Origin of the sequence: Escherichia albertii (assembly GCF_028622335.1) — a bacterium.
Classification (GTDB): domain Bacteria; phylum Pseudomonadota; class Gammaproteobacteria; order Enterobacterales; family Enterobacteriaceae; genus Escherichia; species Escherichia albertii.
The window spans coordinates 665,844-689,258 of the sequence record NZ_CP117568.1 but is presented as its reverse complement, the minus strand read 5'-3'; the positions used below and the strand labels follow the sequence as shown (position 1 = coordinate 689,258).

26 protein-coding genes are annotated in these 23,415 nt (G+C 50.6%); 8 read left to right on the top strand and 18 right to left on the bottom strand.

The genetic code is table 11. The annotated features are described in order from the left end of the window. Positions 1 to 7: 7 nt before the first annotated feature. The 4 genes from rnt to nemR all read right to left on the bottom strand — a co-directional run bounded on the left by rnt (position 8) and on the right by nemR (position 2,978). On the bottom strand, positions 8 to 655 hold the full coding sequence (rnt, locus tag PS053_RS03300) for a ribonuclease T (protein ID WP_001282295.1): 648 nt from the start codon (positions 653 to 655) through the stop codon (positions 8 to 10). Between the two features lie 101 nt (positions 656 to 756). Beyond that, entirely contained in the window at positions 757 to 1,164 is a 408-nt protein-coding gene (gene gloA, locus PS053_RS03295) for a lactoylglutathione lyase (RefSeq protein WP_001237802.1), read from the bottom strand. Between the two features lie 80 nt (positions 1,165 to 1,244). Beyond that, complete coding sequence (gene nemA / locus PS053_RS03290) at positions 1,245 to 2,342, bottom strand: N-ethylmaleimide reductase (RefSeq protein WP_125059385.1); 1,098 nt, start codon at positions 2,340 to 2,342, stop codon at positions 1,245 to 1,247. Between the two features lie 36 nt (positions 2,343 to 2,378). Continuing rightward, positions 2,379 to 2,978, bottom strand: coding sequence for a DNA-binding transcriptional regulator NemR (gene nemR, locus PS053_RS03285; RefSeq protein WP_044714899.1), 600 nt, complete (start codon positions 2,976 to 2,978; stop codon positions 2,379 to 2,381). A 222-nt stretch (positions 2,979 to 3,200) separates the two neighbouring features. Here nemR and PS053_RS03280 point away from each other — a divergent pair, with 222 nt between their 5' ends. Beyond that, the gene (locus tag PS053_RS03280; RefSeq protein ID WP_000840482.1) at positions 3,201 to 3,440 is read left to right on the top strand and encodes a DUF1289 domain-containing protein; all 240 of its coding nucleotides are present in this window, start codon (positions 3,201 to 3,203) and stop codon (positions 3,438 to 3,440) included. Positions 3,441 to 3,488: 48 nt separating this feature from the next. Continuing rightward, on the top strand, positions 3,489 to 4,385 hold the full coding sequence (locus tag PS053_RS03275; protein ID WP_000250676.1) for an aldo/keto reductase: 897 nt from the start codon (positions 3,489 to 3,491) through the stop codon (positions 4,383 to 4,385). A 150-nt stretch (positions 4,386 to 4,535) separates the two neighbouring features. Here PS053_RS03275 and PS053_RS03270 read toward each other — a convergent pair whose 3' ends face one another. From PS053_RS03270 to PS053_RS03260, 3 genes are read right to left on the bottom strand one after another with little or no spacing between them, the layout of a single operon-like run. Then, on the bottom strand, positions 4,536 to 6,548 hold the full coding sequence (locus PS053_RS03270; protein WP_025238955.1) for an FUSC family protein: 2,013 nt from the start codon (positions 6,546 to 6,548) through the stop codon (positions 4,536 to 4,538). After that, positions 6,548 to 7,405, bottom strand: a complete 858-nt coding sequence (locus PS053_RS03265; protein ID WP_059216320.1) for an efflux RND transporter periplasmic adaptor subunit — start codon at positions 7,403 to 7,405, stop codon at positions 6,548 to 6,550. The genes PS053_RS03270 and PS053_RS03265 overlap by 1 nt, the downstream gene beginning before the upstream one ends. A 2-nt stretch (positions 7,406 to 7,407) precedes the next feature. Further along, positions 7,408 to 7,644, bottom strand: coding sequence for a DUF1656 domain-containing protein (locus tag PS053_RS03260; RefSeq protein WP_000671029.1), 237 nt, complete (start codon positions 7,642 to 7,644; stop codon positions 7,408 to 7,410). Positions 7,645 to 7,844: 200 nt separating this feature from the next. Between PS053_RS03260 and slyA the strand changes: the two genes are divergently transcribed. Then, on the top strand, positions 7,845 to 8,279 hold the full coding sequence (slyA, locus tag PS053_RS03255) for a transcriptional regulator SlyA (protein WP_002462228.1): 435 nt from the start codon (positions 7,845 to 7,847) through the stop codon (positions 8,277 to 8,279). Positions 8,280 to 8,325: 46 nt separating this feature from the next. Here slyA and slyB read toward each other — a convergent pair whose 3' ends face one another. Next, a complete protein-coding gene (slyB, locus tag PS053_RS03250; protein WP_000597186.1) occupies positions 8,326 to 8,793 on the bottom strand; it encodes an outer membrane lipoprotein SlyB in 468 nt (155 codons plus the stop codon). A gap of 273 nt (positions 8,794 to 9,066) precedes the next feature. On the opposite strand from slyB, the gene anmK reads away from it, so the two are divergent. From anmK to pdxY, 5 genes are all read left to right on the top strand, one after another. After that, positions 9,067 to 10,188, top strand: coding sequence for an anhydro-N-acetylmuramic acid kinase (anmK, locus tag PS053_RS03245; protein ID WP_044709844.1), 1,122 nt, complete (start codon positions 9,067 to 9,069; stop codon positions 10,186 to 10,188). An 85-nt stretch (positions 10,189 to 10,273) separates the two neighbouring features. Further along, entirely contained in the window at positions 10,274 to 10,603 is a 330-nt protein-coding gene (mliC, locus tag PS053_RS03240) for a C-type lysozyme inhibitor (RefSeq protein WP_000480881.1), read from the top strand. A gap of 58 nt (positions 10,604 to 10,661) precedes the next feature. Continuing rightward, complete coding sequence (pdxH, locus tag PS053_RS03235; protein ID WP_001282322.1) at positions 10,662 to 11,318, top strand: pyridoxamine 5'-phosphate oxidase; 657 nt, start codon at positions 10,662 to 10,664, stop codon at positions 11,316 to 11,318. A gap of 128 nt (positions 11,319 to 11,446) precedes the next feature. Beyond that, positions 11,447 to 12,721, top strand: a complete 1,275-nt coding sequence (tyrS, locus tag PS053_RS03230) for a tyrosine--tRNA ligase (RefSeq protein WP_002462226.1) — start codon at positions 11,447 to 11,449, stop codon at positions 12,719 to 12,721. Between the two features lie 60 nt (positions 12,722 to 12,781). Beyond that, positions 12,782 to 13,642: a pyridoxal kinase PdxY gene (gene pdxY, locus PS053_RS03225; protein ID WP_025238958.1), complete on the top strand. Its 861-nt coding sequence runs from the start codon at positions 12,782 to 12,784 to the stop codon at positions 13,640 to 13,642. A 61-nt stretch (positions 13,643 to 13,703) separates the two neighbouring features. On the opposite strand, the gene gstA is transcribed toward pdxY, so the two are convergent. The 10 genes from gstA to PS053_RS03175 all read right to left on the bottom strand — a co-directional run bounded on the left by gstA (position 13,704) and on the right by PS053_RS03175 (position 23,339). Continuing rightward, complete coding sequence (gene gstA / locus PS053_RS03220; protein ID WP_000765741.1) at positions 13,704 to 14,309, bottom strand: glutathione transferase GstA; 606 nt, start codon at positions 14,307 to 14,309, stop codon at positions 13,704 to 13,706. A 105-nt stretch (positions 14,310 to 14,414) separates the two neighbouring features. Next, a complete protein-coding gene (gene dtpA / locus PS053_RS03215) occupies positions 14,415 to 15,917 on the bottom strand; it encodes a dipeptide/tripeptide permease DtpA (protein ID WP_000100944.1) in 1,503 nt (500 codons plus the stop codon). A 609-nt stretch (positions 15,918 to 16,526) separates the two neighbouring features. Next, positions 16,527 to 17,162, bottom strand: coding sequence for an endonuclease III (nth, locus tag PS053_RS03210; protein ID WP_001030332.1), 636 nt, complete (start codon positions 17,160 to 17,162; stop codon positions 16,527 to 16,529). Next, positions 17,162 to 17,857, bottom strand: coding sequence for an electron transport complex subunit RsxE (rsxE, locus tag PS053_RS03205; RefSeq protein WP_001289648.1), 696 nt, complete (start codon positions 17,855 to 17,857; stop codon positions 17,162 to 17,164). Before rsxE ends, nth begins: the two co-directional genes overlap by 1 nt. Before the next feature lie 3 nt (positions 17,858 to 17,860). Next, the gene (gene rsxG, locus PS053_RS03200; protein ID WP_044709551.1) at positions 17,861 to 18,481 is read right to left on the bottom strand and encodes an electron transport complex subunit RsxG; all 621 of its coding nucleotides are present in this window, start codon (positions 18,479 to 18,481) and stop codon (positions 17,861 to 17,863) included. Between the two features lie 3 nt (positions 18,482 to 18,484). Continuing rightward, the gene (gene rsxD / locus PS053_RS03195; RefSeq protein ID WP_000231881.1) at positions 18,485 to 19,543 is read right to left on the bottom strand and encodes an electron transport complex subunit RsxD; all 1,059 of its coding nucleotides are present in this window, start codon (positions 19,541 to 19,543) and stop codon (positions 18,485 to 18,487) included. Next, positions 19,544 to 21,670: an electron transport complex subunit RsxC gene (gene rsxC / locus PS053_RS03190; protein ID WP_204620176.1), complete on the bottom strand. Its 2,127-nt coding sequence runs from the start codon at positions 21,668 to 21,670 to the stop codon at positions 19,544 to 19,546. Continuing rightward, the gene (gene rsxB, locus PS053_RS03185) at positions 21,663 to 22,241 is read right to left on the bottom strand and encodes an electron transport complex subunit RsxB (protein WP_000991826.1); all 579 of its coding nucleotides are present in this window, start codon (positions 22,239 to 22,241) and stop codon (positions 21,663 to 21,665) included. The genes rsxC and rsxB overlap by 8 nt, the downstream gene beginning before the upstream one ends. Then, entirely contained in the window at positions 22,241 to 22,822 is a 582-nt protein-coding gene (gene rsxA / locus PS053_RS03180) for an electron transport complex subunit RsxA (RefSeq protein WP_000133193.1), read from the bottom strand. The genes rsxB and rsxA overlap by 1 nt, the downstream gene beginning before the upstream one ends. A 76-nt stretch (positions 22,823 to 22,898) precedes the next feature. Then, complete coding sequence (locus tag PS053_RS03175; protein WP_010335292.1) at positions 22,899 to 23,339, bottom strand: DUF2569 domain-containing protein; 441 nt, start codon at positions 23,337 to 23,339, stop codon at positions 22,899 to 22,901. Positions 23,340 to 23,415 lie beyond the last annotated feature (76 nt).

Sequence of the window (23,415 nt, the reverse complement as noted above, 5' to 3'; positions counted from 1 at the left end):
GACTCGATTACACCTCTTCGGCGACAGGCAGCGGCCAGCCTCCCAGACGTTTCCAGCGATTGACGATTTCACAAAACAGCACGGCAGTGCGTTCGGTATCGTACAGTGCGGAGTGCGCCTGGTTGCTGTCAAACTCCATACCTGCGGTCTGGCAAGCTTTTGACAACACCGTCTGCCCAAGCGCCAGGCCAGCCAGCGCCGCGGTATCGAAAGTGGCGAAAGGGTGGAATGGATTACGTTTCAGTGAGGCGCGTTCTGCGGCGGCCATCATAAAGCTGTGGTCGAAATTAGCATTGTGCGCCACCATAATGGCACGGTTACAGCCGCTCGCTTTAATGCCTTTACGTACAACTTTGAAAATTTCATGCAGCGCCTCGTATTCACTGACCGCGCCACGCTCTGGATCGTTCGGGTCAATGCCGTTAAAGGCGAGGGCCTCCGGCTGCAAATTAGCGCCGACAAACGGTTCGACGTGGAAATGTAATGTGGTGTCCGGCATCAGCCAGCCTTGTTCATCCATTTTCAGGGTGATGGCGGCAATCTCGAGCAGCGCATCGGTTTTGGCATTGAACCCGGCTGTTTCAACATCGATCACAACAGGATAAAAACCACGAAAACGGTCGCACAGACCGGTAAGTTGAGCGTTATCGGACATCAGATTCTCTTAATACGGAAAAATTGCAGCGCGCATTATGACAAATATTATTCGCCGATGCAGTAAGATGCGGGCGTGATGAGTTCACGCCCGACAGGAGATTAGTTGCCCAGGCCGCGACCAGCGTCTTTCTCTTCGATCAATTCAATTTTGTAACCGTCAGGATCTTCCACAAACGCGATAACCGTAGTACCGCCTTTTACCGGACCAGCTTCACGGGTAACGTTACCGCCGTTCTGACGAATTTTTTCGCACGCTTCGGCGGCGTTATCGACGCTAAGCGCAATATGACCATAAGCGGTGCCGAGTTCGTATTTATCGACGCCCCAGTTGTAGGTCAATTCAATGACCGCCTCTTCGGTTTCCGGGCCGTAGCCAACAAACGCCAGTGAGTATTTGTATTCCGGGTTTTCGCTGGTACGCAGTAATTTCATGCCCAGCACGTTGGTATAAAAATCGATGGAACGTTGCAGATCGCCAACGCGCAGCATGGTATGAAGAAGACGCATCTTTATATCCTCAAAATGGCTAACAGATTCAAAAAGTTGTTTTAGTATAGCGGCGGCTTTGCGCCGCTCGCAATGTTGGATTACAGCGTGGGGTAATCGGTATAACCTTCCGCGCCGCCGCCATAGAAACTTTCAGTGCGCTGTGGGTTAAGCTCGGTTTTGCGCTGCAAGCGGGCGACCAGATCCGGGTTTGCAATCCAGTCACGACCAAACGCCACTGCATCAATTAACCCTTTGCCGATCAGTGTTTCGGCTTTTTCTACCGTGTATGCGCCAGCGCCGATAATCGGGCCGCGGAAACGGGCGCGTACTTTTTCACGGAAAGCATCGGTATACGGTTTGCCGCCAGCCCAGTCTGGTTCGGACATATGCAGATAAGCAATGCCGCGTTTCCCCAGTTCCTCAATCAGATACAGCGCATCGGCTTCTTCATTCGGACCATTATCGGTGTTCTGGAACGTACCGATTGGTGAAACACGAATACCAATGCGATCGGCGCCCCATTCTTCAATCCCGGCATCGACCACTTCCAGCACCAGACGTGCGCGATTTTCCACACTCCCGCCGTACTGATCGGTACGATGGTTTGAAGAAGGTGAAAGGAACTGATGCAGTAAATAACCGTGAGCAGAGTGGAGTTCCACCAGATCAAACCCGGCTTCACGAGCGTTAGCGATGGCCTGGCGGAAATCATTAACGATGCCAGGAATTTCTTCCAGTTCCAGTGCACGCGGCATGGACGTATCGACACGGATTGCCTGACCGTTTTCATCACGCAGAGAAGTTCGGGTGCCAGCACTAAGCGCAGACGGTGCCACAGGCGCCTGACCACCTGGCTGCAAGCTGGCGTGAGAAATGCGACCGGTGTGCCACAGTTGCACCGCAATGTGGCCGTGTTCAGCATGAACGCCAGCGGTGATTTTCTGCCATGCGGTAACTTGCTCCGGGCTATGAATGCCTGGCGCACCGGCATAGCCTTTTGCCTGGGCAGAAATTTGTGTGGCTTCACTGATAATCAAACCGGCGCTGGCGCGTTGGCGATAATATTCCGCCATCAACGGGGTAGGGATGTCACCCGGTTCAATACTGCGCAGACGCGTCAGTGGCGCCATAAAAATACGGTTTGCTGCCGTGATCGCGCCCACTTTCAGTGGGGAATACAGTTTTTCAGATGACATAAAGGCTCCCGGTCTTCTGGTGATAAAAAAAGCCTACTAAACGGCAGGCGTCGCAAGAATGGTTTTTACATGTGCCAACGCGTTTTCCAGTGGCTCGAAACTGCGCGAAATCTTGGCCTGCAGATTCGCGCCCAGCCACAGTGCGTAAAGTACTTGTGCCTGTTGCAGCGGTTCGCCATAAAAGGTTAAACAATGGCTATCACGGCCATTTTCCAGCGCCTGAGAGAGCAGATCGATCACGCCGCGAGCGCCTTTATCCATCGCACTGCGCATATCTTCTGACAGGTCGCACACTTCGGCAGAGAGTTTTACTGTCAGGCAACCACTGATGGTTCCGTGTTGGCAAAACTGGTTCAGCGTCTGCTGGTAATAAGCCAGAATGCGGTCGCGGTAATTACCTTCGCCGAATTGCAGCAACTCCGTCAGTCGCTGGTGATATGCCGCGTAATGACGCTCAAGCATGGCAACGCCAAATGCTTCTTTAGAGCGAAAGTAGTGATAGAAGGACCCCTTCGGCACTTCAGCGGTCTTCAGTAATTCGCTTAGCCCCATCCCGGTGAACCCACGTTGCAGGCAAAGTTGCTCACCCGTAGTCAGGAGATGTTCGCGAGTATCATGTTCGGTATGTTTGTTCATGCGTTGGAGTGTAGTAGACCAGTCGGTCTAGTACAAGCAAAGTTGCTACTTTGGGTATTAAGAGCTTCAATAGATACAATATACTCGTCATACTTCAAGTTGCATGTGCTGCGACCGTGTTCGCTCACCTCAGCCACTTACTTTAGTAAGCTCCTGGGGATTCATTCGTCGCCTTCCTGCAACCCGAATTATTTAGAGTAAAACTCATCTCAGGAGGGCGAAATGGCGGAGCAATTAGAGTTCTTTCCCGTCCAGAGCCCGTGCCGGGGAATTTGCCAGTCTGATGAGCGCGGATTTTGTCGCGGCTGTTTTCGTAGCCGGGATGAGCGTTTTAACTGGAATAAAATGAGCGATGGCGAAAAACAAGAGGTGTTACGCCTGTGTCGTCAGCGATTGATGCGTAAATTACGCGCGAATAAGCCAACATCATCAGATGAACCGGAGCAACCATCACTCTTTTAAGCATAATCTTGCGTATACTCCTCTCATATCTGATAAGAGGAAGCGATTATGGTTCAGCGTATTACTATTGCACCGCAAGGCCCGGAGTTTTCCCGTTTTGTGATGGGCTACTGGCGACTAATGGACTGGAATATGTCCTCCCGCCAGTTGGTCAGTTTTATTGAAGAGCATCTGGATCTCGGCGTGACTACCGTGGACCACGCTGATATTTATGGTGGATATCAGTGTGAAGCGGCGTTTGGCGAGGCGCTGAAACTGGCGCCTCATCTGCGTGAACGGATGGAAATCGTCACTAAATGTGGCATCGCGACGACTGCGCGTGAAGAAAACGTCATTGGGCATTATATTACTGACCGCGACCACATTATCAAAAGTGCCGAACAGTCGCTGGTTAACCTCGCAACCGATCGCCTGGATCTGTTGTTGATCCACCGTCCCGACCCGCTGATGGATGCCGATGAAGTGGCGGAGGCGTTTAAACATCTACACCAGAGCGGTAAAGTACGTCACTTTGGGGTATCCAATTTCACACCTGCGCAATTTGCGCTATTGCAATCGCGTTTGCCATTTACCCTTGCTACCAATCAAGTGGAAATATCACCTGTACACCAGCCATTACTGCTGGATGGTACGCTCGACCAACTGCAACAACTGCGTATTCGTCCGATGGCGTGGTCCTGCCTTGGTGGTGGTCGCCTGTTTAATGATGATTATTTCCAGCCGCTGCGTGATGAGCTTGCTGTGGTGGCGGAAGAATTAAATGCTGCTTCTATCGAACAAGTTGTTTATGCGTGGATATTACGTCTGCCGTCGCAGCCATTGCCGATTATTGGTTCCGGTAAAATTGAGCGGATACGTTCTGCGGTCGAAGCTGAAGCGCTGAAAATGACTCGTCAACAGTGGTTCCGTATTCGTAAAGCGGCAATCGGTTATGACGTGCCATAAGCGTTTTTTGGGGATTTTCCGTTCAGATATGCGCCACGGGTTCACGTTGAACGAAAGCCCCTGGAAACGATTTAGCCTTGCTATTCCGGTGGCGATAATATGTCCTGTCAGCCAAAATCATTGGACGGCGGTGAGGGGACTATTAAGTAATTAAGAGACCAGCGTACCTTGCGGCGGTGCTTGTTCAAGCTGGGAAAGTGAGCAGTGTAATCGCCAGATAATCGCCGCCAGTTCCCGGGCGGCAGGCTGATGATGGTGGGCAAGGCTGTCGCAAATTCGCTGTAGTTCATGAAGTATAGCCGCCAGTGATTTTTGTTGGACGCCACGCTCACTCATGACTCCCCGCAACAGTGCAATACAGTTATCACGCACTCGCGATAACGGATCGGAGCGCGATTCCCAATCGCGCAACTGCCAGACAACATGCGAACAGTTCAGTAGTACAACCCCCCAACGCAATAACCAACGGCGGGCCAGCGCATCCTGGCTGTTACTTAACTGACTGACGTGATGATAGGTGAGCGATTCAAATTCACTTTCACTCAGGATTGGGCGTCGACTAAGTTGATCGACAAAATCCCGACGCAGCGCGCGAATATGGCGGCGGCTTTTGCGCGCATCAGAACCAGGACGGAGAATGGCGAACGCCAGCCACGCAAGCGCAACGCCGACGATTTTTGCCAGATTATCATTAAGAAAATCTACGAAATTATATACTGGCGGGTTAGTGACAGCGATAAACGATCCCATAAAAACAATCAGTTGCCCCCATGTTGCGGCAAGTTTCGGCATCTGCAATTTAAGAAGTTGCATCGTTGCCAGCAGCGGAAAGAGAAACAATAAAAATTGCCACAGATCGCTAATCTGCACCATCAGACCGAATTTAACGACAAAGCTAAACAGAGAAAGCAACACCAGCGTGCGCATCAACAGCGATAGCGATTTAAATGGCGCCGGGACGGCGGAATAAAGTACGCAACTGATTGCCGCCAGTGTTAGCGCATTAGCGCCCGCATCCCATTGTGAAGTGATACTCCACGCGCCAATCATCATTAATGTACAAAATGTGCGTAGCCCACTCCACATGGCTTCGATGTTATCGGTATGACGCGCCAGTCCTGAGGTACGGGGGAGTCTGACATGATCATTTGCCCCGCTTTGCAGATGACGCAAGTCCTGGCTGCTTTGCAAATACAGTTGGCAGAAATAGCGTAAACGCAGCCAAAAAGCGACGTGTCGATAATCGGCAGAGTTTGTTGGGCGTAACGGGGCAATAATGCGTGCGACGGTGTAAAAATCCGTTTGCGTACTGGCAAGCGCCTTTAATAACTGTTCGAGGATTTCCCGCGTTGCGGCTGGCGATGAGGGCCAGTTCAGTAACATTCGTCGCAGACTGGAGATGACGCTGGTCAGACGCAACTGTTGGTGCAAAAGCGCATTAAGGCGTGCGTTTTGCTGGCGAAAGCGATAGTGGCTCCAGAACGCCTGAATACGTAACAAATTCATTGTTAATATTTGCCCAATCACGCCTTCATGCGCTGTACGAATGGCATCGTTTGTTTCAGGCTGCCAGAGCAAACTGGCATGCTCCAGTAAGCGGGCGTGCATATTTTTTAACGCAGTTAAAAGAGCGGTAGCATCGGAGCTGCTGGGCAGGATCATCATCATCATCCCGCCGCAAAGAATACCGACAATCACTTCACACACGCGTGCCTGGGCAATGTCCCACAGTTGGGTCACTTCGGTGATATTGACCATCGGAAAGGCGATAATTGCTGCAGTGTAACCCGCCAGTTGAAACGCATACGCCACATTATTGGTGAAGTGCGCACAAGCCCAGGTACAAAAGCCAAGCCATGTCGCCATACTTAACAGAAATAACCAGGGTTCATTGAGAGTATGCCCGGCAAGGATCAGTGCCGCCGTCGCTCCCAATAAACTGCCGGCGATACGTCCCAGGCTTTTGCTGATGACGCCGCCTACGGTGGGAAAGCTTACTACCGCTGCTGAGGTCATCGCCCAGTAGGGCTCATCCAGATTCAAATAATAGGCAACGGAAAGGGCCAGGCACATGGCAATGGTGTTACGTAATGCATATCGCCATTGTGCCAGCGTGGCTTTAAACCATGGCAAATTGCGCAAAGACGTTAACGATGCCTTCATTATTGACCTACGGCTATGCTGCAGGTAGTACCAGAGACCAGGGTTAAATTGTTGGGAACGCTATCTAAACGAAAGCGGACTGGTACTCGCTGGGCAAGACGAACCCAGGGCACGTTAGGTTTCACGTCTGGGATCAGGCTGGAATCGTTTTCTACGCTTTGATCATAAATGGCCCGCCCAATACTGGAAACGTGACCCTGTAACTTTCTGTTGTCGCTATACAGCGTAATTTGTGCTGGCGCACCTTCTTTAATATGACGCAATTTGGTCTCTTCAAAGTAACCAACTACATAAAAAGAACGGCTATCGACAAGGGCAAACTGCGGTTTACCAGTATCGGCATAGTCACCTGCGCGGGTCGTGAGGTTAGTGACCCATCCGCTAACTGGAGCGCGAACATCCGTTTGCGACAGTTGCCACTGCGCTTGTTTCAGCATTGCTTGCGCGGCATCGACACTGGCCTGCATCGCTTTGACATTGAGGTTGGCGGTATCCAGTTCTTCGGCAGAAATAAAATTTTGCGAGAGATGGCGGCGGCGGTTGGCTTCGTTATTGGCTTTGGCGAGATCAGATTGCGCTTTTGCCAGTTGTGCCCGGGCATTCAGCTCGGCGATCTGGAAGGGGGTTTTATCGATGGTAAACAGAATATCGCCCGCTTTGACCAGTTGGTTGTCTTTTATATTCAGCTCAACAATACGTCCTGAGACCTGAGGTGTAATAGTGACCTGTTCCGCGCGCACTTTACCATCACGTGTCCACGGTGACTGCATGTAATAGTTCCACAGCCACCATCCGGCGAGTATTGCAACGACCGCGACAAAAATTGTTGAAAAATACTTAATTGTTTTAATTGACATAATTACCACGCAATCAGTATTGCCAGGGCGAGACAAACGCAAATAGCAAACAGTGATAAATCCATTAACAATGGATGCCAGATATCGCCAGCGTAGATCCAGTCGCGCAGCAGGCGGTGTACGACCAGCCAGATGACAAATCCAAGCGCGAAGGCTTTGAAGAACGGGGGAAAGTAGATGGATGCGCCAAGCACCAGATCTTGTAAGGGCAATCCTGCTGTATTAGGCATAAACTTCACAAAATAGATTCCTTTACGGGCGAATGTATTGCTTTAGATTAATAAATGTTCGTTAAATGCGAAAAGTTTGCGCGCAATTTCTGAAAAATATGTCTGACGGTAAGCAAATGCAGCAATACATTTGTTTTAGCAATACAATTGCTGCACACTATTCTAAAAGCTGTATAATATCTTAGCAAGCTAATTATAAGGAGATGAAATTGGAATCGCCACTAGGTTCTGATCTGGCACGGTTGGTGCGCATATGGCGTGCTCTGATAGACCATCGCCTGAAACCTCTGGAGTTAACGCAAACTCACTGGGTGACGTTGCATAACATTCATCAGTTACCTCCAGACCAGTCGCAAATTCAACTGGCTAAAGCGATTGGCATCGAGCAACCTTCACTGGTTCGTACTCTGGACCAACTGGAAGAGAAAGGGTTAATTTCGCGTCAAACTTGCGCCAGCGATCGTCGGGCTAAACGTATTAAACTGACGGAGAAGGCGGAACCGCTGATTTGCGAAATGGAAGCCGTTATCAACAAAACGCGGGCAGAAATTTTACAAGGGATCTCACCTGAAGAACTGGAGCAGTTGATTAAGCTCATCGCAAAACTTGAGCATAATATTATTGAGCTACAGGCTAAAGGATGAAATGAAAGGGGCATGCGGTCAGGCTACTGGCCACATGCCAACTTAATTAGCGTGGAGAAACGGTCACCTGGCTGCCATTGCTTGCCAGTACTACGCGTTGTCCTGGGGAGAAGTGGGTACTCCCTTGTTTTTGTACCACCATTATGGTGTTGCCATCATCCTTACGAATTTCCAGCTCGACGCCCTGCGTTTTATTCATGGCGCTCTGCACACCCTGACCGGCTACGCCGCCTGCAATCGCACCTGCTGCAGTAGCCAGAGAACGCCCAGTGCCGCCGCCAACCGTGTTCCCAAGGAAACCGCCAAGCACCGCGCCGCCAATCGCGCCGATAACGTTGGAATCATCACCGCCTTGAATTTGTACCGGGCGTACATTAACGATTGTACCATAGCTGACATTCTGTACTTGTTTCGCTTCAGACGCGGTATAAACATCTCCTGAAAGGGTATCGTTGTTAACACAACCGGCAAGAGACAGACCTACCATTGAAACAACCAACACGCGTTTAATCATTGAAAAATCTCCTGTTCACCATGAAGTACCACGCAAGTATCCCTCATGGTCAAAGTATATGGCATATGTGAATCCATGGTTACATACACTACCAAATATGAGCGAATCATAATGAAAGTAGGATGAACCAATTATAAACAAAACATTCATGATTATTATTGATTTGAAGATAATGTTTTACTACCAGCCGTAAAAATCGGTCACCACACATGGTATTCACGAAAAGTTTATGCTTGAGTGGTGCGCAAACGTCAGATTGAAAAAGGATGAACTATGAAATCAGGCCGCTTTATTGGCGTTATGTCAGGCACCAGTCTTGATGGTGTTGATGTTGTGTTGGCGACGATCGATGAGCACCGGGTAGCACAGCAGGCAAGTTTGAGCTGGCCGATCCCCGTCTCGCTAAAACAGGCTGTACTGGATATTTGTCAGGGACAACAGCTTACGCTCTCCCGGTTTGGTCAACTGGATAACCAACTTGGGCGACTGTTTGCTGATGCGGTCAATGCGTTACTAAAAGAGCAAGGTTTGCAGCCAAAAGACATCGTTGCGATTGGTTGCCACGGGCAGACTGTCTGGCACGAACCGACTGGGCCGGCGCCACACACTATACAGATTGGCGATAACAATCAGATTGTCGCGCGAACAGGAATTACCGTTGTCGGTGATTTTCGCCGTCGCGATATTGCGCTAGGCGGGCAGGGGGCGCCGCTGGTGCCAGCTTTTCATCATGCATTGCTGGCGCACCCCACGGAGCGACGAATGGTGCTCAACATTGGCGGAATTGCTAATTTGTCGCTGCTCATTCCGGGGCAACCTGTGGGCGGTTACGATACCGGACCGGGCAATATGCTGATGGATGCGTGGATCTGGCGTCAGACTGGCAAATCTTACGATAAAGACGCCGAGTGGGCGCGGGCGGGTAAAGTTATTCTTCCATTGTTGCAAAATATGCTTAGCGATTCGTATTTTTCCCAGCCCGCGCCGAAAAGCACCGGACGCGAATACTTTAACTATGGCTGGCTGGAGCGCCATCTGCGGCATTTCCCGTGTGTTGATGCGCGCGATGTCCAGGCGACATTGGCAGAGCTGACGGCGGTGACTATTTCTGAACAAGTATTATTGAGCGGCGGCTGTGAGCGATTGATGGTATGCGGCGGCGGAAGCCGTAATCCACTGGTGATGGCGCGACTTGCTGCATTGTTGCCAGGAACTGAAGTGACTACGACTGATGCTGTCGGTATTAGCGGTGATGACATGGAAGCGCTGGCCTTTGCCTGGCTTGCCTGGCGGACGCTGGCTGGCCTTCCTGGTAATTTGCCTTCGGTCACCGGCGCAAGCGAGGAGAGCGTTCTGGGCGCGATTTTTCCTGCAAACCCGCGATATCAGAGTTAACTGAATTTTTCTTACTGCGTCTGCCGTTACACTTGGAAAGTTAGGGAGGGCTTTTTGCCCTCTGGACCAGGAAAGTCTTCGGGATATGTTTATGAAAAAACTGTTACTTATCTGCCTGCCGGTACTTCTCACTGGCTGTAGTGCGTTTAATCAACTGGCTGAACGCCTGCAAACTGACACACTGGAATACCAGTGTGATGAAAAGCCGCTGACGGTAAAACTGAATAATCCACGTCAGGAAGTCAGTTTTGTTTACGATAATCAATTGCTGCATCTCAAGCAGGGCATCTCCGCTTCTGGCGCGCGTTATACCGATGGTATTTATGTTTTCTGGTCGAAAGGCGATGAAGCGACAGTTTATAAACGCGATCGCATCGTCCTGAATAACTGTCAGTTACAAAATCCACAGCGTTGAGATTTTTCCAGGGGCGGCGCACAATAGCGTCACCCACTGACAATCCGTAAAGAAAACTATGTCTGATAACGACGAATTGCAGCAAATCGCGCATCTGCGCCGTGAATATACCAAAGGTGGTTTACGCCGCCGCGATCTTCCCGCCGATCCTTTAACCCTTTTTGAACGCTGGCTTTCTCAGGCTTGTGAAGCCAAACTGGCCGATCCTACTGCGATGGTCGTCGCTACCGTTGATGAACATGGCCAACCGTATCAGCGCATTGTTTTACTAAAACATTACGATGAAAAAGGCATGGTGTTTTACACCAATCTTGGCAGCCGTAAAGCACACCAAATCGAAAATAACCCGCGTGTTAGCCTACTGTTCCCGTGGCATACCCTTGAACGCCAGGTGATGGTGACAGGTAAAGCGGAACGTCTTTCGACTCTCGAAGTGATGAAATATTTTCATAGCCGCCCGCGTGATAGCCAGATTGGTGCGTGGGTATCGAAGCAGTCCAGCCGTATTTCTGCGCGTGGGATCCTTGAAAGTAAATTCCTTGAACTGAAGCAAAAGTTTCAACAGGGGGAAGTTCCGCTGCCGAGTTTCTGGGGCGGTTTTCGCGTTAGCCTTGAACAGATTGAGTTCTGGCAGGGCGGCGAACATCGACTGCATGACCGCTTTTTGTACCAGCGTGAAAACGAGGCGTGGAAAATCGATCGTCTCGCCCCCTGAAAAGATGCAAAAATCTTGCGTTAATCGCTGGTACTCCTGATTCCGGCACTTTATTCTATGTCTCTTTCGCATCTGGCGAAAAGTCGTGTACCGGCAAAGGTGCAGTCGTTATAAACATGGAGATTTTGATGGCAAGCAGTAACTTGATTAAACAATTGCAAGAGCGGGGGCTGGTGGCCCAGGTGACGGACGAGGAAGCGTTAGCAGAGCGACTGGCGCAAGGCCCGATCGCGCTCTATTGCGGCTTCGATCCTACCGCTGACAGCTTGCATTTGGGGCATCTTGTTCCATTGTTATGCCTGAAACGCTTCCAGCAGGCGGGCCACAAGCCGGTTGCGCTGGTCGGCGGCGCGACGGGGCTGATTGGCGACCCGAGCTTCAAAGCTGCCGAGCGTAAGCTGAACACCGAAGAAACTGTTCAGGAATGGGTGGACAAAATTCGTAAGCAAGTTGCCCCGTTCCTCGATTTCGACTGTGGAGAAAACTCTGCTATCGCTGCGAACAACTATGACTGGTTCGGTAATATGAACGTGCTGACCTTCTTGCGCGATATCGGTAAACACTTCTCTGTTAACCAGATGATCAACAAAGAAGCAGTCAAGCAGCGTCTCAACCGTGAAGATCAGGGTATTTCGTTCACCGAGTTTTCTTACAACCTGTTGCAGGGCTATGACTTTGCCTGTCTGAACAAGCAGTACGGGGTTACGCTGCAAATTGGCGGTTCTGACCAGTGGGGTAACATTACTTCTGGTATCGATCTGACCCGTCGTCTGCATCAAAATCAGGTGTTTGGTCTGACAGTTCCGCTGATTACCAAAGCTGATGGCACCAAGTTTGGTAAAACCGAAGGCGGCGCAGTATGGCTGGATCCGAAGAAAACCAGTCCGTACAAATTCTATCAGTTCTGGATCAATACTGCGGACGCTGATGTCTACCGTTTCCTGAAGTTCTTCACTTTCATGAGCATTGAAGAGATCAATGCCCTCGAAGAAGAAGATAAAAACAGCGGTAAAGCGCCGCGCGCCCAGTATGTGCTGGCGGAGCAGGTGACTCGTCTGGTTCACGGCGAAGAAGGTTTGCAGGCGGCAAAACGTATTACTGAATGTCTGTTCAGTGGTTCTTTGAGTGCGCTTAGCGAAGCAGACTTCGAACAACTGGCGCAGGATGGCGTACCGATGGTTGAAATGGAAAAAGGCGCTGACCTGATGCAGGCGCTGGTCGATTCTGAATTACAACCATCGCGTGGTCAGGCGCGTAAAACTATCGCGTCGAATGCCATCACCATTAACGGTGAAAAACAGACCGATCCTGAATACTTCTTTAAAGAAGAAGATCGCCTGTTTGGTCGTTATACTCTGCTGCGTCGCGGTAAAAAGAATTATTGTCTGATTTGCTGGAAATAATGCATTAGGTTGAAAGGGGGAGTGAGAAATCACTCCCCTGATTTTTATACAGGGAACATGATGAAAAATATTCTCGCTATCCAGTCTCACGTTGTCTATGGTCATGCGGGTAACAGCGCGGCAGAGTTTCCGATGCGCCGCCTCGGCGCAAATGTCTGGCCGCTGAATACCGTTCAATTTTCCAATCACACCCAATACGGCAAATGGACAGGTTGCGTGATGCCGCCCAGTCATTTAACCGAGATTGTGCAGGGCATTGCCGCCATCGATAAATTACACACCTGTGATGCCGTATTGAGTGGTTATCTGGGATCGGCTGAGCAGGGCGAACATATTCTTGGTATTGTGCGTCAGGTGAAAGCGGCTAACCCACAGGCGAAATATTTTTGTGATCCGGTAATGGGGCATCCAGAAAAAGGCTGCATCGTTGCGGCGGGCGTAGCGGAGTTCCACGTACGTTATGGTCTACCCGCAAGCGACATCATCGCCCCGAATCTGGTTGAGCTGGAAATACTCTGCGGGCATCCGGTACATAACGTCGAAGAAGCCGTTATGGCCGCTCGCGAACTCATTGCGCAAGGGCCGCAAATTGTCCTGGTGAAACATCTGGCCCGTGCTGGCTACAGCCACGATCGTTTTGAGATGTTGCTGGTCACCGCGGATGAAGCCTGGCATATAAGCCGCCCACTGGTAGATTTTGGTGCGCGCCAGCCAGTGGGGGTTGGTGATGTGACGAGTGGTTTACTGCTGGTGAAACTGTTACAGGGTGTGACACTTCAACAGGCGCTGGAACATGTAACCGCAGCGGTATACGAAATCATGGTGACCACCAAAGCAATGCAGGAATATGAATTGCAGGTGGTTGCAGCGCAGGATCGCATTGCCAAACCAGAACACTATTTCAGTGCGACTAGGCTCTGAAATTAGATTGCTGGTAAAAATATAAATATTTGGCCCACAGACTCCTGTGGGCCAATGTTTGTTACTGCAATCCTTCCGCCGTCAGTGCGGCTTTGACCGCCGGACGTTCAGCCATTCGCTGCATATATGCGGCGATATGCTCCAGACCTTCCAGATTCAGTTTCACTCCGTATGCCCAGCGCAACACAGTAAACAGATAGGCGTCGGCAATGGTGAAACGTTGCCCGCAGATCCAGTGCCCATCTTTGAGTGTATCGTTAACATATTGCAGTTTCTTCTCCAGTTGCGCGCGCACCGTCGGTTTGTATTCTTCCGGCGTATCCGGTCGAAACAGCGGAGTAAATCCCTTATGCAGTTCGGTGGCGATATAGTTCAGCCATTCGATGGTTTTGTAGCGAGAAATACTGTTCACTGACGCTAGCAAATGGCGATCGGGGACGCTGTCGGCAAGGTATTGCATAATGGCTACACCTTCTGTCAACAGAGTACCGTCATCCAGCAGCAACGCAGGAACCTGTCCCTTCGGGTTAACGGCAAAGTAATCATCACCATTTTCGAGACGTTTTTTCATTAAATCCACGCTGACGAGCGTAAAGTCCTTTCCGCTCTCACGCAGAGTGATATGGGAAGCAAGAGAGCAGGCGCCCGGTTTGTAGAACAGTTTCATCGGTAACTCCTTTTGGCTGTGATTTAAAGTATGGTAGTGCGTTGCTGAACAAAAAAAAAGCCGCTAACGAAAAGTTAGCGACTTGTAAAAGAGTTTCCCTGATATTTACGCTACGGCAGCTTTCGCGGCTTTGTCTGCAGCGTCATCCTGCGTCATGCGATGCAGTTTCGGCGCGGTCAGCAGCATCAGCACTGCGATAACGGCAGTGGCAACACCAATCTGTAAGAACACGCGGCCATAAACTTCCAGCGACATCAGCGGATCAGTAACGTTATCTGGTACAGCCATCATCCCTGCAACATAACCGCCAATCAGGTTTGCACCCGCAGTGGTCAGGAACCAGCTACCCATAATGAAGCCCATCAGGCGTTGCGGAACGAGCTGTGCAACCATTGCCAGGCCCAGGCCAGAGATCATCAGCTCACCGATACTCTGCAAACCATAGCTTGCAACCAGCCAGCTTACAGAAACGATACCAGCGTCAGAAGCAAATTTCGCACCCAGCGGCAGAATCAGGAATGCGCCAGAACACATCACCATGCCGATTGCAAACTTGGTCGGCATTGGCAGGGTATCACCCATCTTGTTGTAGATAGCTGCCAGAATCGGGCTACCAATGATGATCCAGAACGGGTTCAGCGCCTGATACTGTTCTGGTTCAACTGCCAGACCCAGAATAGAGTGCTCAACGTTACGAATGGCGAAGAAGTTCAGTGATGTCGGCATCTGGCTGTACAGCACGAAGAAGATGATAGCTTCCAGCATCAGGATGAAGGCGACGATCATTTTACGACGCGCGGCACCTTTCATCGCGAAGGCTTCTTTACCAAAGATAACCACGATACCGAAGGCAACAACGCCCAGCGCCATACGCGCAACTTCCTGGTTGTGCAGCAGCCAGGTCGCTACAGCGATCAGCGCCACAACGCCAATAATGGTCAGCAGCAGATTACGGTAGTTGATCGGTTCAAAGTCAGGTTTCGAACCGTACTGTTTAACCCAACGCTGACAGAAGGCGAAGTTAACGATAGTGATCAACAGGCCGACGACGCTAAGAGCGAATGCGACGCTCCAGCCGTATTTTGCCGCCAGCCATGGCGTCGCAATCATAGAGAAGAAAGAACCGATGTTGACGGACATATAGTACATGGTAAATGCACCGTCCAGACGCGGGTCGTTTTTCTCATAGCAAGTAGAAAGCAGCGAAGACGGGTTGGCTTTAAACAGGCCGTTACCTACTGCAATGGCGGCCATACCCATATAGACGATACCGGCATCGTGACCAGACCAGGCAACCAGTGCATAGCCAATCGCCAGTACAATTGCGCCGAGCATAATGACGCGTTTAGTACCCAGTACCTTATCGCCTAACCAGCCGCCGATAGCGACCAGACCGTAAACCAGCGCGCTAAAGGAAGAGAAAAGAGTGATTGAATCCGCTTCAGACATACCCAGTTGTTTAACCAGGTAGACAGCCATAATTCCTTGTAGGCCGTAGTAACCAAAACGTTCCCATAACTCAATCGAGAAGATGAGATAGAACGCTTTCGGTTGTTTGAAAGCATTCAAACTAACGCTTTCTGTTGGTTTTTGGTTTGCTGTGGACACTTTTACCTCTTTTTTTACATCCCATATTAACGGGGGTGCTTTCTCGCGTGATGCCTAAAAAACATACGCGCAATTGTTATAGTGGGAGGGGAAACGGCAGGTAATGTTCACTATCTTGCACTTTCAGACAAGAGCTTTGTAATAATCTGTTACATATAACTGATGCAGGGAATTCATCGGTTCCTGGAAATGTTATCCAGCGTTAAATTTTTCAAAAAACGTAACGACAGATTTTTTCACTACTGTAATAGGGTGATTATTCCTGTTTGGCGATATGTTCTGCTATAAGGTGTTTTATGCAGTGTGATAGTCCATTATCTTAAAAATAGCCAGTGTAATGTTTTGTAGGTTTCCGATGGGGGTGAATCAATACCGTATCTAATTTAACTTCAAAAACGTAATGTTTTTACATTTTTATATCAATGTGATTCTAATCACAAATGGATAGAAAATTTCGCTATTAAAAAAACAATTAACCTGCATTTTTGGTTATTCACGAACGGATTGCCTGATGATGCCGCAACGAGGCGGCATCATTAACGTTAAAAAGATGTTTTTGAAGAGGATGAAGAAAGGTTATGAATGGGTAAACGACATTACCCATTTGCGTTAAATGTCAACCTTCTCTTTGTATTCACAAAGATCTTCAATAATGCAGGAGCCACAGCGAGGCTTACGAGCTATGCAGGTATAACGCCCGTGAAGGATTAACCAGTGATGGCAATCGACTTTAAATTCTGCCGGAACCACTTTCAGCAGCTTTTCTTCAACCTGTTCGACATTTTTACCGGGAGCAAATTGGGTGCGATTACAGACACGGAAAATGTGCGTATCCACAGCAATAGTAGGCCAGCCAAAAGCAGTATTCAGCACGACATTAGCCGTTTTGCGCCCGACGCCGGGCAGGGCTTCCAGCGCCGCACGATCTTCCGGGACTTCACCGTTATGCTGTTCCAGCAAAATACGGCAGGTTTTGATGATATTTTCTGCTTTGCTGTTATATAACCCAATGGTTTTAATGTACGTTTTTACACCGTCAACCCCCAGTTCGAGCATTGCGGCAGGCGTATTCGCCACCGGATAGAGCTTTGCCGTCGCTTTATTGACACTCACGTCGGTTGCTTGTGCAGAAAGCAGTACGGCAATCAACAGCTCAAAAGGTGAACTGAAATTAAGTTCGGTTGTGGGATGAGGATTGTTCTCACGCAGGCGAGTGAGGATTTCCAGTCGTTTTGCTTTGTTCATCAGACACTCCCTGTTTCGCCGTCCGGCAACTCACGTGTAGCGACTGCTTCAGTACGGCGCTTTTTCATTTTTTCATCAATCAGGTATTTTCCTGCCAGCATTAATCCCAGACCAATAAATGCGCCTGGCGGTAACATTGCCAACAGGAATGGGGAATCGGTGTGGAAGATTTCTACCCGCAGTACTTTGGCCCAGCTCCCCAACAGCGCATCAGCACCGTCAAACAGCGTGCCGTTACCGATGATTTCTCGCAACGAGCCCAGCACGAACATGGCGCAGGTTGCCCCCATGCCAATTGAAAAACCATCCAGTGCCGAGAGAGCGGGCCCCTTTTTGGCCGCGAAGGCTTCAGCGCGCCCGACAACGATACAGTTAGTGACAATCAATGGAATAAAAATCCCTAACGATTGATACAGACCGAAGGCATAGGCGTTGATCAGCATCTGTACGGCGCTAACCACAGAAGCGATGATCATGACGTAAATCGGAATACGAATCTCAGCCGGAGTCCAGTGACGCAGCGTAGAGATGGTCAGGTTGGTGAGAGTCAGCACCAGCGTTGTAGCAAGTCCTAAGCCCAGTGCGTTGGTGGCGGTAGATGTGACCGCCAGTAGCGGGCAGAGGCCAAGCAACTGGACCAACGCGGAGTTGTTTTTCCATAATCCCTGAACAATAACGTCTTTAATTTCGCTCACGGTTTATTCTCCACAGGCCGGAAGTTGAGAAATCTGTGTCGGTAACGTCTGGGCGTATAACCCGGCGCGTTTAACCGCATTTACCACGGCGCGAGGAGTAATGGTGGCGCCGGTAAACTGGTCGAAATCACCGCCATCTTTCTTTACTGCCCAGTGACTGTCATTCGCACCACTGATTTTTTTATCCGCGAAATGGGTTATCCAGTCAGAGAGTCGCAGTTCAATTTTATCGCCAAGACCCGGCGTTTCGTGGTGTTCCGTCACTCGAGTGCCCAGTACCGTGCCGTTAAAATCGGCCCCGACCAGCAACTGAATCGCGCCGGAATAACCATCGGGCGCTGTCGCCTCCAGCACGGCGGCTACCGGTTTGCCATCCTGTTTTGCGATATAAACCCGATGTTCACCTTTACCGAGCTCAGGTGCAGTCACCAGATAACAACTCTGCGCCAGTGCATTGTTATAGCGATCGGCTGGCAGCACTTGATCAAATAATACTTTCTGTTGCAAGCTGGCTTGTTCCGCAATAGTGGTTTTAGTCATCTGGTTAATAGCTGCGGTTAATCCGGTAGAGCCTGCGGCAAACAGCGCCAGCGTGATACCGTGTTTTCGGATTGTTTTCAGCATGGTTTATCCTTTGCGATGGCCGTAGACGCGTGGACGCGTGTAGTAATCGATCAGGGGAACCGTAATGTTTGCCAGCAGGACAGCAAAAGCCACGCCATCAGGATAGCCGCCAAAACTACGGATCAACCAGACTAATAAACCTGCCAGCGCGCCGAAAATCAGACGGCCACGATTAGTGGTGGACGCAGTCACTGGATCGGTCAGAATAAAGAACGCGCCGAGCATGGTTGCGCCAGACAACAGATGAATTTGCGGCGATGCGAGTGTTTCCGGTGCGAACAACCAGCCCAGAGTAGCGCATAGCCCCAGCGATACTAAAAAACTGACCGGAATATGCCAACGAATAGTTTTCTGCCATAACAACCAGACGCCGCCAACCAGCCAGGCGAGGTTTACCCATTGCCAGCCAGCGCCCGCCAGCATACCTCTGTAGATTGGGTACTGCATAATCTGTTCAACCGAATGACCGGCGCGAATGGAGGTTTTGAACGTATCCAGCGGCGTTGCCTGGCTGATGCCATCGATGCCCAGGCGTAGTGTGTTCATATCGCCACCGCTGGCGGTATGACCGCTGAAGATCACTTGTACTGCGTCGATAAATCCGGGTATGTTGACCGCAATTTCATGCGGCGGTAACCAACTGGTCATCTGCACCGGGAAGGAGATCAGTAATACCACATAACCAATCATTGCCGGGTTAAACGGATTCTGCCCCAGGCCGCCATATAACTGTTTAGCGATGAGCACCGCAAACACCGTACCCAGCACTACCATCCACCATGGTGCGAGAGGCGGAATACTGACCGCCAGTAATAAGCCGGTCAACAATGCTGAGTTATCTTTCAACGTCGCGGCTATTGGCTGTTTGCGTAGTTTGAGCACAAGGGCTTCGGCTAACAGAGCACTAACGGATGCCAACAAGATCTGAACGAGTGTACCCCAGCCAAAAAACCACAGTTGCGCAGCGATTCCCGGTATAGCTGCAATCAACACCAGCAGCATAATGCGGGAGGTCTGACGCTGGTTATGGGTATAAGGGGAGCTAGCTATTCTGAATACCATTTAGTCCTCGTTTACAACCTTTTGCTGGGCGGCTTTTTTAGCCTGAACACGGGCGATAGCCGCGGCAACTGCCGCTTTACGCGGATCAACCTGTTCTTCTGGTTCTGCGTTTGTCTGCTGTTGTTCCAGCTTACGCGCTTTGGCACGGGCGATAGCGGCTTCAACGGCGGCTTTACGCGGGTCGATCTGTTCTTCCGCTTCTGTGCTGGCTTGCTGTTGTTCCAGTTTGCGTGCTTTGGCGCGGGCGATAGCGGCTTCAACGGCGGCTTTACGCGGGTCGATCTGTTCTTCCGCTTCTGCGCTGGCTTGCTGTTGTTCCAGTTTGCGAGCTTTGGCGCGGGCGATAGCGGCTTCAACGGCGGCTTTACGCGGGTCGATCTGTTCTTCCGCTTCTGCGCTGGCTTGCTGTTGTTCCAGTTTGCGAGCTTTGGCGCGGGCGATAGCGGCTTCAACGGCAGCTTTACGCGGATCGGCAATGGGCGCTGCGTCGTTGGTCTGTTGCAATTCCGCCTGTTTCGCTCTGGCTTGCGCTTTTCTCGCTTCCCGGGCCGCAATAATCGCACTGTTATCCGGTCGTTCGCCGGCCTTAATCACAACAGGTTGCGTGGCCCGGGCTTGTTTCTCTTTCACCCGTGCCAGTGCAGCAGCAATCGCATCTTTGTCTTTAGCGGCAGGTTGTACCGCTGCGCTTTTATGTCGCTCCAGACGTGCTGCCTTCTCGCGTTCCAGACGAGCCTGCCGGGCTTCAAAACGTGCTTTCGCTTCTGCGGCGCGTTTTTCTTCCTGACGAATGGCCGCAATCTCCGCTTTTTCCTGGCGGAAATATTGCACCAGTGGAATATTGCTTGGGCAAACCCACGCGCAGGCGCCACATTCAATACAGTCAGCAATATTATGCGTAGTAGCTTTATCGTGCTGCTGGCCTTTACTGAACCAGTACAACTGTTGCGGCAATAAATCGGCAGGGCAGGCGTCAGCACAGGCGCTGCAGCGGATACAACTTTGCTCTTCCTGTGGTTCACCCAATTCACTGGCAGATGGCGCCAACAGGCAGTTGGTGATTTTTACCACCGGAACGTCAAGCCACGGCAATGTAAAGCCCATTAGTGGGCCGCCCATAATTACCATTTGATCGGCAGAAGGGCAAAAACCAGCATCAGTAAGCAGGTGTTTTACCGGGGTGCCCAGTCGTGCCCAGACATTGCCCGGACGCGTAATCGCTTCACCGGTCAGCGTTACGACGCGTTCGGTAATGGGCTCGCCGTCGATGACAGCTCGTTTCACCGCGTAAGCCGTACCAATATTTTGCATTAATACGCCAATATCCGATGAGCGACCGCCGTGCGGCACTTGCTTACCGGTCAGAATGTACGTTAACTGTTTGGCGCCGCCGGAAGGGTATTTAGTCGGAATAACGCGCAATGAAATATCGTGAGAATCCGCCAGAACCGCGCGCAGCATGGAAATCGCCTGCGGTTTGTTATCTTCAATACCGATAAGAATTTCGCGCGGCTGGAGGATATGCGCAAGAATGCGAATGCCCTCTACAACCTGGGCAGCACAATCCTGCATCAGACGGTCATCGGCAGTAATATACGGCTCGCATTCAGCGGCATTGATGATCAAGGTTTCGATTTTATCGCCGCCGCCCTGCAATTTAACGCCTGTCGGGAAGCCTGCGCCGCCAAGCCCGGCGACGCCAAACTGATGAATGCGTTCAATTAACGCTTCCCGGCTACGTGAGCGATAATCGACCCAACCATCGCGTGGGATCCAGCGGTCTTCGCCATCGGCATCAATAATCACGCTTAATTCAGCTAATGCCGAAGGATGTGCGGTAGAGTGGGGCGCAATGGCTGTTACGGTACCGGATGTGGGCGCGTGAACAGGCAGCATTTTGCCGCGACCACGAGTCAGAGGCTGACCGCGCAGCACTTTATCGCCAACGCTGACGCACAACTCGCCTTCTGCGCCAATATGCTGTTTTAGCGGCATAACAAAACGCTGCGCCAGTGGAACCTGACGCAAGGGAGTACCGTTAGACTGAGTTTTCATCTCCGGTGGATGAATGCCGCCATTGAAGTCCCAGATTTTATTTTTTTTGAAAGCAGAGAATAACTTAAGCATGGTGTTCCACAGGAATGATACGCACGGGAATGGTGTTCAGATCCCATTTCCAGCTGTCAGGCGTTTCTGCGACCGGTTGTAAGGAAATGCATTGTGTCGGGCACGGGTCAACACACAGATTGCAGCCTGTGCACAGTTCGCTCATCACTGTATGCATGGAACGGGTGGCACCGACAATGGCGTCTACCGGACACGCCTGAATACATTTGGTGCAGCCAATACAGTTATTTTCATCGATAACCGCCACCATACGCGCTGGCGTCAACTCTTGTGCATCGCCGTCCAGTGGTTGTGGCTCGACATTAAGCAGCCCGGCAATTTTCAACATTACGGCTTCCCCGCCGGGCGCGCAGCGGTTGATCTTTTCCCCATTGCAGCTTATAGCTTCCGCATACGGGCGGCAGCCAGGATAGCCACACTGACCACACTGGCTCTGTGGTAAAATTTCGTCAATTTTCTCAACGACCGGATCGTCTTCCACCGCAAAACGGCGGGAGGCATAACCCAGAATGGCGCCAAACACCAGGCCTAACAGGCTCACGGCGGCAACGGCAATCCAGATAGCATTCATTACAACTTCACCAAACCACTAAAGCCCATAAAGGCCAGAGACATAAGACCTGCGGTAATCAGTGCAATGGCATTACCGCGGAAAGGGGCCGGGACATCGGCTACAGCCAGGCGTTCGCGTATCGCGGCAAAAAGCACCATTACCAGTGAGAAGCCGACGGCGGCGGAAAAACCGTACAGCGCCGACTGCAAGAAATTATGTCCGAGATTAATATTCAACAATGCTACGCCAAGCACCGCACAGTTTGTGGTTATCAGCGGCAGAAAAATGCCCAGTAGACGATAAAGTACAGGGCTGGTTTTACGCACAACCATCTCGGTGAACTGCACGACTACGGCAATCACCAGAATAAATGCCAGCGTACGCAGGTAAATCAGATTGAGCGGGATTAAAATCCACGTGTCGATAAGCCAGGCGCAGATTGACGCCAGCGTCATGACAAATGTTGTTGCCAGCCCCATCCCCATCGCGGTTTCCAGCTTTTTGGAAACGCCCATAAACGGACAGAGGCCCAGAAACTTGACCAGTACAAAGTTGTTGACCAGTACGGTTCCGACAAACAGTAACAGGTAATCAGTCATTTTTCGGCCTGAAATAAAAAAGCCGCCTATTATCCGATAATCCAGAGGAGGCGACAACAGGTTAACTGTAAGGTTATTACGGATTCACAAACGTCGTTTTGACCCGGGACGAACGCTTGAAATAGGGGACGATCAATGCGGTTGCCAGCAACGTAAACAGCAATTGGCGGACGGCTACTCCATCCTCAACGGGTGAAAAAGCGAAGGCTTTAACCGACAGTAATACGGAAACCAATAGCCAGATAATATAGTGTTTAGGAACACAGCGCCGACGTTTAAAGAATGCAATGGTCAACCACAATGTGTAATACCACATGGCGATGGCAGTAATAAAAGAAACGCCCCATAAGATTTGCGTTGTCAGGAGTTGTTCGCCGAGCGTTTTAAATGTTTGCGGAGAAGATAGCGCCACAGTATACAGCAACAGCGCCAGTGTCGTACTTAACAAGGCGACTAACAGCCAGGCTAACGGGCCAAGCAACCAGCCTCCAATACGTTGTGGCGTTGTGGTGGTCATAAGTTCTCCAGAAAAGCGACAGCAAACAGACAAATCTGATATTAAGGGCGCTATTATAAAGCTTTTATAATCGATC